At 66.5% G+C, this 14,389-nt stretch carries 2 protein-coding genes; both read right to left on the bottom strand.

Annotation, left to right across the window (positions count from 1 at the left end):
• Window positions 1-80: 80 nt before the first annotated feature.
• Window positions 81-818: a hypothetical protein gene (locus tag ACW7G1_RS08510; protein ID WP_456979320.1), complete on the bottom strand. Its 738-nt coding sequence runs from the start codon at window positions 816-818 to the stop codon at window positions 81-83.
• Entirely contained in the window at window positions 818-14,386 is a 13,569-nt protein-coding gene (locus ACW7G1_RS08505) for a hemagglutinin repeat-containing protein (protein ID WP_456979319.1), read from the bottom strand. Before ACW7G1_RS08505 ends, ACW7G1_RS08510 begins: the two co-directional genes overlap by 1 nt.
• Between the last annotated feature and the right edge of the window lie 3 nt (window positions 14,387-14,389).

Here is a 14,389-nt window from a genome sequence, read left to right as displayed (position 1 = left end):
ATCCTTAAATTCAGAATATTTGATCACATCACCGATTAGACAGACTGCTGCGAACCCAGTGACCTGACTCGCTTCCAAGATCAGGTCGCGGCCGGATAGTGGTAATCGAGGTTCATTCTACCCTCCGGGGTTAGGCCGAAACTCAATCCACTCGGCGCCGCGCCGCCTCCCCGAGCTAAATCGTCGTGCAGCACGTAAGCTGCATCGGCGGCCGCCACCATGGTCACCTGCGCCGGAACCTGGGGCGCTTTCTCGCGCTCACCACCATGCTCCCGCCAAAAGCGCATCAACACCTGACGCTCGGGCTTGTAATCCATATCTACCCCGCCGCGCTCCCAGGATGAATCACCTTGTGCTTCCATCACGCACATGGCGATCGCACGGTACGCCTCCTCTACCGTCATGTTTGACACGCTATCGCTCTCGGGGAAGTCCGCCAACGATTGGTTAATCTCCTCGCCGGTGATGACCTCGTCGATCTCCTCGTAATCCGAAGGCTTGGTGTAGTCGTACTCGATGTCGTACTTTCCATCGGGGTACAGCGTGAAGGTCAGGCCCCAGAGGCGACGCCCGGTAGTGGCGAGAAGATGGTCACGAAGGAAGCGCACAGCTGTCGTCGCGGCAGAACTGATATCCCGCGAGAAATCAGTCCCAAGCTTATCTACTTCGAGCCCATCGAATCGTGCCGATTCCGAACCAATCATGTTCGAATAGATACCGAACTTAGCCTCGGCACAGTCCCACGGATTTTCCCCAACAAAAGCCAACAGCTTCCTTGAAATTAATCGATAGGCCTCTTCAGTGGACTGAATATCCATCACTGCCAGAACTCCCATTCCTTTTTTTGACCATCAACAATCGCTTCAACATAGAAGGCGTTAGGACGCTTCCCACCATTTGAAGGATAATCCAGATCAATCTTCACGTGAACGGATTTTCCATCCTTTAGTGCTTGCCGAAGCTCGCTCTCCATCCTCTTCCAATCACCTCGATTCAGCGTCGACGCTTGCGGCACGATGTTGATCCGGTCGCCTGCGCCACCCAGGCTTGACGCAATCAGGTGACCGCCTTCGTCGCCCACGTCTCCACACTTGCCTGTCGCACACTGCTGATAAGTATTGCGATCCATCGTCGTCAGGCTCAGTTCGCCGTCCAGGCTCTTCACCCGACCGGTTGTGTCCGTGACGTAAGCATGGCCATTGTCCAATACGTAGGCCGTTTTGGGCTCGAGCTGGCCATTGACCGTCTTGTCCCAATTGCCCTTGCTACCTGTAGTCGCTTGTCGGACCTGGTCAACATCAGCTCGCTTGGCCAACTCTTGGCCGCGATCGACGGCCTTGACCACACTATCCGCCTGCTTGCCCGCCTGCTCGGCAATCTCCCCGGCAATCTCCTTGCCGACCTTGCTCGCCGCACCCTTACCGGGATTCAGGTCGCCCAACAGGATCAGGGCCGACAGCTGGGCCGCGGTATCGATCTGGTGGCCGGTTTTACTCACATCGCCACCGTTGCCATACAGGACCGACAGCACCCCCAGCATCGCCTCGCTCGGCATTGCGCAGGCCGAGCCGAGGGCCTTGCAGCGCTCCAATTCGGCCTTGCTGTAGGCCACGGTACCTTCACCCGCCTCGGCCAGCCATGCCGTCGGATCGAAGCTGGCAACTTCATTGCCCAATTGAAGGAGCAAGGCCGCTACTTCGCCAGGGTGCTCGGCCAGCCACTGACTGGCTTCGACCCCACCACCCAGCTTCTCTTTCACATAGGCGAAAATCGCCGTATCGAGGTCGCGATACTGGATGCCCGGCACGATCGAGCGCGCTATCGACAACAGGCTTTCCCGGTTCTCGGGTTTCAGGTACAGCTCGCTGTACTTGGCGGCAGTGGCGCGATCCAACACATTCGCATCAAACGCCTTGACTTCATGGCCATATTCATCCGTGAACGTGAAGCTATGGTCGGCCAGGAAAGCCTGGGCGACATCGTCAGTCTCGCCGAGCTTCATGTCGTATAGCAGATCGACATCCTGCGCCGCTTGGCGTATCAATCGGTCAACCGCTTCCTCGTAGCTGCACCCGCACTCAGCCATGAATTTTTCGGCCAGTTCACTCTTGATATTGGCCGTTTCCTCCGGATGCAACTGCCGGTTGAACTGCTCGCCATACAGCGCTGTAGCCGCACCGCTGCCGCCGCCGAACGCCGTGCCCACCGCCAGGCTGCCCAGCTCCATCAGGCTCTTTCCCAGCCCGGAATCGGGGTCGATCTTGAGCTTGCCCAGGTACTCCTGCATGGCCCGCGTGACGAGTTGGCTGGCCGCCGCGCCGGTCAGGCCCTGCAAGGCATCGCCACCGCCCAGCGCGGCAATGCCGGCACCGACCAGGCCATGCAGGACCGCCTTCTCCTTGCTGCCTTCCTCCCAGCCCATTTCCTGCGCTAACCGGCCCGCGGTACGCATGCCCACTTCGCCGGCGACCTGGCCCATCTCCAGCTTTTCCTTGACCTGTTGCTCGTCGAAGATTTCGCCCAGGCCTGACTGCTGCAGCTCGGTCGCGCTGCGATCGATGCTGGCCAGCGCGGTCTCGTCGCCACTACGGATTTCGATCGCGCCTTCGCTGATCGCGCTGCTGGTCACGCTGCTGGCGTCCTCGTCCTGCCGCACACCCATTCCAGGGCTGAAGCCGCCGCTCATTGGCGCCGTCCCGCCCTGGTTGTCGCCCGAGGTGCTCACGCTCACCGACAGGGCGCTGTAGTCGGTCCGGTTGTGCAGGTCGCTGACGGCCAGGGTCTCCGTGCTCAGGCGGTTCTTGTCAGAGTCTGCGGTGCTCGCGATGGCCGCCCCCACCAGCTCGGTGTGCCCGCCCACCTCGATGTCGAACCCGCCGTTGCCAGCCTGGATGCCGGTCTGTTCGGTGACGCTGGCGTAGTCGCTTTCGATCCGGCCATAGCTGGCACTGGCCTGGCCCTCAAAACCGTAGCCGATCGTCATGCTGCCCTGCGCGCTGCGGTCCCGACGGTCGTAGCCGTCGGTGTCCTGCTCGCTGATCAGCCTCAGGTCGCCGCCGACCCGGCCGGTCACCTGTTCGGCGCTCAGCTGGCCGCCCTGTACCGTGGTGTCGTTGCCACTGGTGAAGGCTAGGGTGTCGCGGGCACGGATCTGGCCCTCCTGATGGACCACGCCTTCACCATCACCCTCGCCACGCGCAGCGTTGGCGGCCACATACAGACCCGCCGCCGCGCCACCACTCTGATTGGCACTGATCGCCACGCCGATCTCGCCGCCCTGGGAACGGTTGCTCGATTCGCTGCTGTAGGCATCCTGGCTGCTGCGGATCGTCAAGTCGTTCGCCGCAGCCAAGGCCACGTTCTGCCCGTCCACGCTGCTGCCGACAATATTCAAGTCGCCGCCATTGCCCTCACCATCGCCGGTCGCCACGATGGCGATATCGCCGCCGCTGCGGATCGTGCTGCCCCGGTGGGTGGTTTCCTGCAGGTGGCCTTGGGACTCGGACATCTGGCTGCCGACGGTGATGCGCACGTTCACACCGCCCGCAGCGCTGGACGTGCCGGATTCCATGCCCTGCATGCCCTGGTAGGTGTCGTAGCCCGCGTATCCGGACTGCACGGCGTACAGCGCCGCAAGCCGATCGTCCTCGACCTCGCTGCCGCGTTTTGCCGCGCCGTAGGCCCCGAGCGCGGCATCGACGACGCCACCGCCCACCGCTACGTTCAAACCCGACTGTTTGAAGTACGAGCCGTCGGTTCGGTCATACGCCTCTTCCGCGGCCGTGATCGTCACGTTCTCGCCGATCATCTGCGTGCCGGTCGCGCTGAGCACGTCACTGCCGCGCACGGTCAGGTCGCGGCCGGCGACAAGGCTGACATTGCCTTCGATGCTGCCCACCACGCTGCCTTCGGCGGTGGTCTGGGTCGCGTCCATCGTGTGGCCTTGATGACGGCTGCCGATCGTGATGCCGATGCCGCTGCCCATGCCACTCATCAGCCCGGACTTCTTCTCGTGTTTCTCGTGGGCTTCGCTGTATGTCGACTGGCCTGCGTCGAGTGTGAGATCCCGTCCGGCGGCGATCGCCACATCACCCGTGCCTACTACCTGGGCTGCGATGGCCGAAAAGTCCCGTCCGGCTGCCAAATCCACTGTCTCGCCACTGAGCGTGGTGCCCACGGCGTAGGTGGCCGTAGTCTCGTCGTGCGTGGTCGTGGTCTTGCTCGACAGGAACCCGCTCTTCTTGCGAACGGTGTCCTGTTCGAAGCGGTGGGTCTCCTCCGCGGCGGCCAGGGTCAGGTCACGACCGGCGGCGATCGCGATGCCGCCGGCGTCGCTGACTACCTGCGCGGCGGTCAGGGTGGCGTCGCGGCTGGCGGTCATGGCGATGTTGCCGCCCGCCTGCACGGTGGTGCCGTGCACGGTCTCGTCCAGCGTTTCGGTGCGCTGCTTGAAGCGCCGGCCGTTGATCTGCTCCAGGCTGGTGTTGGTGGTGGTGACGGTCGACAGCTCAAGGTCACGCCCGGCGGCGATGGCGACCGCCTCGCCGGCCTGCAGCTGCGCCGCTTGCAGGGTCACGTCCCGGTCGGCCTGCAGCACCAGGTTGCCGCCGGCTTGCAGGTCGGTGGCCTGCAGGGTTTCGCGGCCGTATACGGTGCGGCCATCGACAATGGTCCGCATCGTCGTGTCGGCCGCCACCGACAGGTCGCGGCCGGCCGTCAGTGCCAGGTCGTCCCCGGCGCTGACGGTGGTGGCCTGCAGGCGCAGGTCGCGCCCGGCATCCACCACGGCGCTGCCGCCGGCGACCAGGCTGCCGGTGGCGGTCTGCACGAAGTCCCGGCCCGCCTGCACCACCGCGTCGCCCTCACGGGACACCAGTGCGCCGCGGTTGCGTACGTCGCCGGTGGCGGAAATTGCCAGCCGCTGGCCGGCATCCAGCATGCCGTCGTTGATCAGGGTGTCGGCACTCAGCCACATGCCCTGGGTGGCGCTGACGGTGCCGTCGTTGCGCACCGTGGCACCCGAATGGATGCCGACATCGGCTGCGGCGATCAATGCGCCGTCGGCACGTAGCCGCTCGGCGGTGGCTCGGGAAAGATAGACTACGGGCACCAGTACCTTCTGCCCGTCGACCACCTGCTCCACCAGCCACACGATGTCGCGGTCCAGCGCGGCGATCTGCATCGCGGTCAGCGGCGCGCCCAGTGCCAGCCCCAGCTGCGATGCGGTGTCTGCCGCGTTGTCCATCAGCGTGCGGTACTGCGCCAGGCCATCGCTGCCATCAAGCGTGCGGCGACCGGTCAGCTGCAGGATCTGCTCCAGCACCATGCGCTGTTCGTAGTAGTTGTCACCCAGCCGTTTGTGCAGGTCGGTACCACCGCCGAGCAGGCCGGCCAGGTAGTCCGAACCGATGGTGTCGCCCGGCACGAAGCGTGGCGCGGTGGTCACCAGGAACGGCGCGTTCGGGTCGATGGCTTGATCGAACATGCCATTGTCGGGCGGCACCAGGCCAGGCAGCGGACGGTCGGGCGTGCCGACCAGCTGCGGCGCGGCGTTGAGCGGGTTGCCGGAACCGTTGACCCATTCACCGGCGGCGTCCAGCGTCTCCGCCGGCGCCTTGCTGCGGGTGCCTTCCGCCGCGGTGACCGAGCCGGTGGGCGATACCGTTCCGGCATTGACCCCGTGCACGTCGCCACGGCCGTCGACAAGGCCACGGTCGACCGCGCCGGGCGCCGATGTCGAGGTCACGCCGTCGGTCTGGGCGTCCGCGATGGAACCGCTGTTGGCGGACCCACCTGCCACCGGGCCGGCGGTACCGACGGAACCTGCGCTGGCCTGACCGGCGGAACCCAGCCCGCGGGTGCCGGGGCCCGCGACCGTCCCTGGCCCTATGCCGTCCAGGCCGTCGGATGCGTTCACCACGGCGTTGCTGACGTCGCCTCCACTGATGATCGTCAGGCTGTTGCCCGCCGTGATGGTGGCGCGGCCCTGCTCCGGGGTCACCATGCGCGTGACCTGACCGAAGTCGAGGGTGCCGGTCACATCCCGGGGCTCGTACTGGCAGTCCAGATCCTTGCGGCAGCGCTGGTACAGAAGGTAGTAATCGGCGGTCACGTCCCAGTTCTGCTCCCCGGACAGGGACTCGTTGAGCACGCCGGGGGCGTTCTCGCCGTCGCCACCGCTCTGGCCGCCGCCGTTGATCAGCAGGTCTTCCCCGGCCGCCACGGCCGAGTGGCGGTTGCGCAGGGTTGTCGTCTCCAGCGTCATGTCGCCGCCACTGGCCAGCATGGACGCGGCCGATGCGCGCGTCACGAACAGGCCCTCGGTCGGGGTGCCGATTTCGGTGTAATCGAGGATCCTGAACTCGGTGCAGTGGCTGTTGAAGTCCTCGGCGCAGTACTGCTCATGCAACTGCTGATACGAATCGCCATAGCTGTCGGCGCCCGTGCCCCGGCCGATCACCTGGGTCATCGCCTCCTGCTCGGCGGGCGTCAGGGCGCGCTGCTCGTAATCCAGCACACGGCGCACGTTGTCGATCCGGTCGGCGGCAATAAAGACGTCGCCCTCGGCCTGGATGCGCCCGGACACGTTCTCCAGAAGGTCCGTGCGGGTGCCGTCATCGCGTCCGGCGATGACCAGGTCGCCGCCACTGAACAGCTCGCCGTCGAGGTTGGACAGCCGCTGTCCGATCAACAGCTGCAGGTAGTCGGCCGCGCCGATGAAACCTTCGCCATAGTCGCGCGCCGCCATCGCGGTGCCGAGGTCACGGCCGTTGGTCAGCTGGTCGGCCTCGATAGCGACGACGTCACCGATGATGTCGCCGGTGTTGGTCACGCGGCCGGCCACGAGTTCGACCGTGTCACCCTCGATGCTCGCGCCGGTGTGGTTGTCGATGGTGCCGCTGGCGCTGATGCTGTTCAGGCCGGTGCCGCTGGCGTTGCTGGCGTTGATCGTGCCCTGGTTGACCACGTTGCCGGCGGTCAGGTTCAGGGTGCCCGCGCTCTCCAGCGTGCCCTGATTGGTGAAGGTGCCCGCGACGGTGAGGTCCAGCCGGTCGCCGCTTTCCAGTTGCTCGCCAGCGCCGTAGGTGTAGTCACCGCTGAACACCAGGTCCAGCCACTGCGCGCCGTACAGGCGTCCGCTGCCGGTGAACGAAGCGACCTGCGCGTGCAGGATGTCCGCGCCCGCCTCGCCCCCCTGGTTGTCCATGGTGTCGGCGGTCAGCCACAACGTGCCCGCCTGGATCCGCCCGCCGTTGGTGTTGCCGATGTCGGCCAGGTCCAGCCATGCCGTGTCGCCGGCGCCGAACTGGCCACCGGCATTGTCGAGCACGCCGCTGCTGTTCTCGTATCGCAGGTTGCGGGTGGCGTAGACAGTGCCGTCCGTGTTGTCCACCGCATTGGTGTTCAAGGCCATGTCACGGCCGGCCACCAACGCCCCGCCGTCCCGGTTGTTAACGGAGGTCACATCCAGTTGGAGATCGCCCCCGCGACTTCCGACCGTACCGCCGCGGTTGTCCAGGCTTCCGGTCGAGACCAGGGTCAGGCCCGCACCGGTGTTGCCTTGCTGACCCGCCAGCATCTGTCCGCCGATGTTGGTGATGCGCGAGGCCGCCACCGTGGCAGCCGCAGTCGCATCCAGCAGGCCGCCGCTGTTGTCGAACGCGCCACCGGCGGTGACGGACATGCCTGCATTGCTCTGGAGCAGGCCCCCGTTCCGGTTGAGGAGCTGTCCGTTGCTGGTGATGTCCAGTCCCTCGCGGGCGAAGACCGTGCCACCGGTGTTGTCCAGGGTGCCGGCGCGGAGGATTGCGCCGCCCTCGGTGCCGATCAGACCGTCGTTGGAGTTGGAGATCGCGCCGCTGACATCCACCAGCAAGTCGCCCGCGCCACGCTGGACCAGGGTACCGCCGGTGTTGTCGAATGTTGCGGCGGTGACCACGACCTCGCCTTCCCCGTCGATTGCGCCCGCAGCGTTCACCAGCTCGCCGGTGTCCACTGTCAACGATTCGCTGGCGCCGATGCGGCCGCGGGTATTGTCGATGGACGCCGCGTCCAGGGTGACGTTGTCACCGAACAGGCCGCGCTCCCCGGTCCCGTCGAGGGTGTCGCGGTTGATCAACGCACCCGCAGCAACGGTAAGGTCGCCACCGGCCACGAGGCGGCCACCGCTGTTGTCCAGTGCTTCCGTGAGGACCGCATCGATGGACTGCTGCGTCGCGATGGTGCCGTCGCGGTTGTCCAGCGTCCGTGCCTGCAACGCGATGTCGCCATTGCCCTGGATCGCGCCGCCGTTGTTGAGCAGTTGCCCATCGGTGGTGACCTGCAGCAGGGTGTCACTGGCCGCCTGCAACACGCCGTCGGTATTGATCAGTGCGCCGGCGTGGAGCGTGGTGGTACCGGTGGTGGTAATGGTGCCGGCCGTGTTGTCGAACGAACCGTGAACCCGGATGCCGGTCGTGTCGTCGCCGAGCGCCTGGATGGTGCCGTCGCGGTTAAGCGCCGAACCGGCCGCCAGTTGCAAACCACCGTTCGTCGCGATCGTACCGGCCGTGTTGTCGAAGGTGTCGCGCACGGTGAGCTCGAGCGCATCGTCGCCACTTGCGATCAGCGTGCCGCCCGCAGTGACCAGTGTGTTGGCATCAACGGCGATGCGACGCGCGATTGTCTCGCCCCCGCCCAGGTCCAGCGTGTCGCCGGACAGCTCGAGGAAGGCATTGCTGATGATGGTTCCGCCGGCGCCGTCCAGCGCCTGCACATCGATGAGCAACGCCCCGTCTCCGGCGTGCTCGATCCGGCCGACGCTGTTGTCGAGCGTGGCAGCCGCGATTTCCATGTCCCCGCCCGAAGCGAGCAGGCCGTCATTGCTGTTGTCCAGCAGGCCATCGACCGACACCTGCAGATCGGCGTCGCCCACGGTCTGCACGGTGCCATCGGTATTGTCGAGCGCGGCTGCGCTGACGGTGGCGTCGCCCGCGGTGGCCAGGGTACCGCCGTCGTTGTCGAAGCGCCCCGTCACCTGCACGCGGCTTGGCCCCGTGCCGGCGGACTGGATCACGCCGCTGCTGTTGCTGATGGCGCCTGCCAACAGATCCAGGGTGCCGTTGGTGGCCAGCATGCCGCGATCATTGTCCAGCCCGTCACGCAGCCGGAGCCGCATCGGGCCGTCGCCGCTGGCGACGAAACTGCCGTCTGCCGTCGTCAGCAGCCCGGTATCGACCCAGATCGATTCCGCGTGCGTGATGCCGCCACGCAAGTTGGTGTCGTCGCCAGTCAGCGACAGCGCGCCGTTGCTCGCGATGGTGCCGCCCGCGCCGTCGAGCGTGGTGGCTGCCACGACGAGCTCCCCGTCACCTGCGTGCTCGATACTGCCCGCGGTGTTGTCCAACACGTCTGCGGCGAGCGTCATGTCGCCACCGGCGACGATGCGGCCCTCGCTGCTGTTGTCGAGCAGGCCATCGACGCTGACGTCGAGCTGCGACGCATCTGCCGCCTGCAGCGTTCCGCCGATGTTGAGCAACTCGGATGCGACCACCGTGGTATCGCCGGCCGCAACGAGGGTGCCACCGGTGTTGTCGAAGCCGCCGTCGACGCGCACGGTCGAGGTACTGGTGCCCGCCGCCTGGACGATGCCATCGCGGTTGCTGAAGTCTCCGGCGGTGAGATCCAGCGAGCCGTTGGTGGCCACCGTGCCGCCGTCATTGTCGAAGCTGTCACGTGCACGCAGTCGCAGCGGGCCATCGCCACTGGCAACCAGCAAGCCGCCGGCCGTGGTCAGCGCGCCGGTATCGACGGTGATCGATTGCGCGCTGGTGCTACCGCCCTGCAGCCGGGTCGTGTCGCCGGTCAACGACAGCGCGCCGTTGCTGGCGATGGTGCCGTTCGCCCCATCAAGCGTGGCGGCGTCGATATCGAGTGATCCGGAGCCCGCATGCTCGATGCGCCCAGCGGTATTGTTGAGCGTGTCGGCCTGCAGCACGGTGTCGCCGCCAGACGCGAGCAGGCCATCCTCGCTGTTGTCGAGCAGCCCTTCCACGGTGATGGCCAACGTCGAGTCGTCGATGGTCTGGACCGAACCACCCGCGTTGACCAGTGTGCCTGCGTTGATGGTGGTGTTGCCGGCCGAGGCCAGGGTTCCGCCGGTGTTGTCGAATGCGCCGGCGACATGCAGACCCGTCGCCCCCGGACCAGCCGCCTGGATGGTGCCGCCACGGTTGCCCAGTGTCCCGGCCGCCAGCCGCAGCGCACCGTTGGTGGCGACCGTGCCGCCATCGTTGTCCAAAGTGTCACGCACCTGCAGCTGCATCACACTGTCGCTGCCGGCGACCAGGCTGCCGTCGGCGGTCACCAGCGTGCCGGTGTCTACGGCAATAGCCTGTGCCTGGGTGACAGCGCCGCGCAGCACGGTCGTTTCACCGCTGATGGCCAACGCGCCATTGCTCGCGATGAGGCCTTCTGCGCCATTGAGGGTGTGGGCGTGGATGGACAGTGCACCCTGGCCTGCGTGCTCGATGCTGCCAGCGGCGTTGTCCAGCGTGCCGGCGGACAACGTGGTGTCACCGCCCGCGGCGAGCAGGCCTTCGCTGTTGTCCAGGAGACCATCGATACTCAGCTTGAGGCTGGAATCCCCTGCGGCCTGTACCGTGCCATCGCTGTTGAGCAGTTCCCCGGCCACCAATGTGGTGTCGCCGGCAGCTGCCAGCGTGCCGCCGGTGTTGTCCAGCGAGCCGGTGACCTCGACGGCTACTGCCTTGTTCGCCCCGGCCGACTGGATCAGGCCTTCCCGGTTGAGGGCGCTGCCGGCGGACAGCACCAGGCCACCGTTGGTCGCGACCTGGCCGCCCGAATTATCGAAACTGCCGTCGACACGGATGTCCAGCGTTTCGTTGCCACTGGCGATGAGCGTGCCACCCGCCGTCGACAGGGAACCGGCGGCGATGCTGATCTTCTGTGCCACAGTCTCGGCATTGGACAGGTCGGCAGCGCCAGCCGTCAGGTCGAGGCTGCCGTTGCTGATGATGGTACCGGCGACGCCATTGATGGCTTCTGCAGCCAGGCGCAGCGTGCCCTCGCCCGCATGCTCGATGCGGCCGCTGGCGTTGTCGATGGTGCCGCCATCCAGGCGGATATCGCCGCCCGCGGCAATCAAGCCGGCATCACTGTTGTTCAACAAGTCCGCGACCTGGATGTCGAGATCGGACGAGTCGGCCGTCTGCACCGCGCCACCCGAGTTGAGCAGGCTGCGGGCGGAGATCGTGGCATCACCCGCGGTTGCCAGCAGGCCTCCGCGGTTGTCCAGCAGGCCCGATGCCTGAACATGGGACGCCTCTGCCGCGGCCGACTGGATGGCGCCGTCCTGGTTGCCGATCACGCCGGCGCTTACATCCAGTGCCCCGTTGGTGGCGATCGTTCCACGATCGTTGTCGAGGGTTTCGCGCACCCGCAACTGCAGCGGACCGCTGCCACTGGCGATCAAAGTGCCATCTGCGGTGGACAGGCTGCCTGTATCCATCGCGATCGAGCGGGCATGGGTGGTCGCGCCCTGGAGATGGGTGGTTTCGCCCGTCAGGCGCAGCGCGCCATTGCCGGCGATGGCGCCACCTTCCCCGTCAAGCCGGTCGGCCGCGATGGCAAGCGTGCCTTCGCCCGCGTGCTCGATGCGGCCGTCGGTGTTGTCTAGGATGTCGGCAGTGAGGGTGATGTCCCCGCCGGCGTGGATGACGCCCTGCTGGCTGTTGTCCAGCAAGCCGGCAGTGCTGATCCGCAGGGTCGAGTCCCCTGCCACCTGCACGCTGCCTGCCGCGTTGAGGAGATTCGAAGCCTCGACGTCGGTGTGCCCGGCTGCCGCGAAGATACCCCCAGCGTTGTCGAAGGTGCCGCTGATACGGAGCCACGTGGTGTCCGCGCCCGCCGCCTGTATCTGGCCGTCCCGATTGCGCACCTCGCCGGCAACCATTTCCAGTCCGCCGTTGGTCGCGAGGGTACCGTCGCTGTTGTCCAGGACGCCCCGCACCTGCAACTGCAGCCGCTCCTCGCCAGTGGCCGCGAAGGTGCCTCCGGCGGTCGTCAGGTCGCCGGCTTGCACGGCGATCTGATCTGCAGTGGTCGCTCCGCCCCGCAGATCGATCTGCTCGCCGCTGAGCGCGAGGCGTCCGTTGCTCGCAATGGTGCCGCCAGCGCCGTCAAGTGTGTCCGCATCGATGCCCAGAGCGCCGGTACCGGCGTGCTGCACCGTGCCTCCTTCATTGCCGAAGGTCGCCGCCTGGATCTGAAGGTCGCCCGAGCTGGCGATCCGCCCGCCGTCACCGTTGTCGAACGACCCTTGGACTGAAACGCTGTTGGCTGCGGGGCCGGTCGCCACGACCTGCCCGCCCGCATTGTCGAACGCGCCTGCCTGAAGCGTCAGCTGGGCGGCACTGAGCGTGGCACCGCGATGATCGGCCTGGCCGAGCTCCACGTGCGCGGCCCCGGCCGTGACCACGACGCCGTCGCTACCTCTGAACGTGTCGGCAGTCAGCTGCAGTCCGCCCGAGCCGGCATGTTCGAGCCGGCCCGCTTCATTCACCACGATGCCGGCGCCTATCGACAGGTACCCGGCGTTGGAGGTGAGCGTGCCCACCGTGTTGTCGAGCGTGCCGGACACCCGCACGGCAGCGGCGTCCTGTCCGCTGTGCGTCAGCGTGCCGGACCGGTTGCTGAGCGCGCCGACCTCGATATCCAGCAAGCCGGCGACCTCCACCAGGCCACCGTCGTTGTCGATCGAATCCAGGTGCAGTCGAGCGTCACGGGAGACGGTGATCTGTCCGCCTGCGTTACCCAGCTCACCCTGCTCCAGCAGCAAATCCCGCAGCCCAAGGTGGCCGCCGCTGTTGTCCAGACCGGTGGCCGTAAGCAGTTCAACTCCGCCGCCGGCGTTGATACGGCCGCCGTCATTGTCGAGGACGCCGCCGATGGCCAGCACGCCATCTGCCAGGAGCACGGGTGGCGTGACTCCCGGGGTCGGGGGCGTGACACCGCCACTATTGTCGTTTTTTCCGTCACCTTCATCGGCACCCGGACCATCACCTGTGCCGCCACCCGCATCTCCGCTGCCGGCGTTCGAGCCGGTCGAGGCCATTACACCGATGCGGCCGCCTTCGCGGTTGGTCACGTAATCGGCTTGCAGCGTCAACTGCTGCAACCCCGTCTGCTCGATCGCGCCGCCACGGTTGCGCAGCGATCCCGCGCTGACTTCGATGCGCTCCGCATTCAGCGTGCCGCTGTTGTCCACACTCTCCGGCGTGGTGACCGACAGCTCCCGGGTCGCGCTGAGGGTGCCCGTATTGCCGACGCCACCGCTGGCGTCCACGCGGGTGTCGGTCTTTGACTGCAGCTCGCCGGAGTTCTCCAGCCGGCCGTCGACCGTGACCGTCAACTCCCCGGCGGATGCGCCGATCCCACCGGCATTGCGCACGCCAAGGCCGTGCTCGGTGCCGAGCAGCGAGATCTTGCCGGCGTACATGCCGCCCAGCGCGCTCACGTCGAGGGCGAGAGCCGGGGGATTGCCACCAGCGGCCGAACGGGTCACCACTCCGGCATGGTCCGCGGTGACGTCGTTCACACCGGTCGTGACCTGCAGCTGGTGCGCCCAGATGCCCGCGTTGACCTCGACCGAGCGCGAGATCACGTCGGTGTAGTCGGTGTGCGTCGCGTCCAGGCCCGCGCCGGTCACGCGGATCGTCCCGCGCTCGACCCGATAGCCGGCCAGGTCGCCCTGCTCGATGATCGGCGAACCGGTGGTCAGCGTCACTCGGTTGGCATTGAGGAAGCCTCCTCCATCGACCTGTATGCCTGCCGGATTGGCAATCACCACCTGCGCTCGAGCCCCGGCGACTTCGACGTATCCGTTGAGGTAGCTGGGATTGGCACTGTTGACCTCGTTGAGGATCACCCTGGCGGTGCCGGTGGCAAGCCACGGGTTGCCCTCCACCCAACCGGCCAGTTGGGTCTGTGCCCGGGAGCGCGCGTTGTTGAGGATCACGCCTCGGGCATCCACGTCGAACTGGCTGTAGACATTGCGCGACACACCGGCCGCCGACGGCGTGGTGATATTGACCAGTGGCACCCCGTCCGGTGTTTCCAGCACGGTCGGTCGGTGCTGCCCCGGGGCGTTGGGATCGGACACGATGCGTCCGTGCCGCTGGCCCTGGACCTCCTGCGCGACCGTCGGCACAACCACACCGACCCAGCCGAGCGACAGCCACATGGCAAAACCGAGAGGGCGGAGCGTCGCGCTGACGCGCCCGCCTGCCGAGGATCCACCACTGCTCGCGCCGCGCGCGATCTCGCCCACCACCTGAAGTACGCCCAGGGCGCGATTGAATACGATCCGGTAAAGATTCTTGTTCATGCG

This window comes from Lysobacter sp. A378, from assembly GCF_054052125.1.
This window is presented reverse-complemented; position numbering and strand designations above follow the sequence as displayed.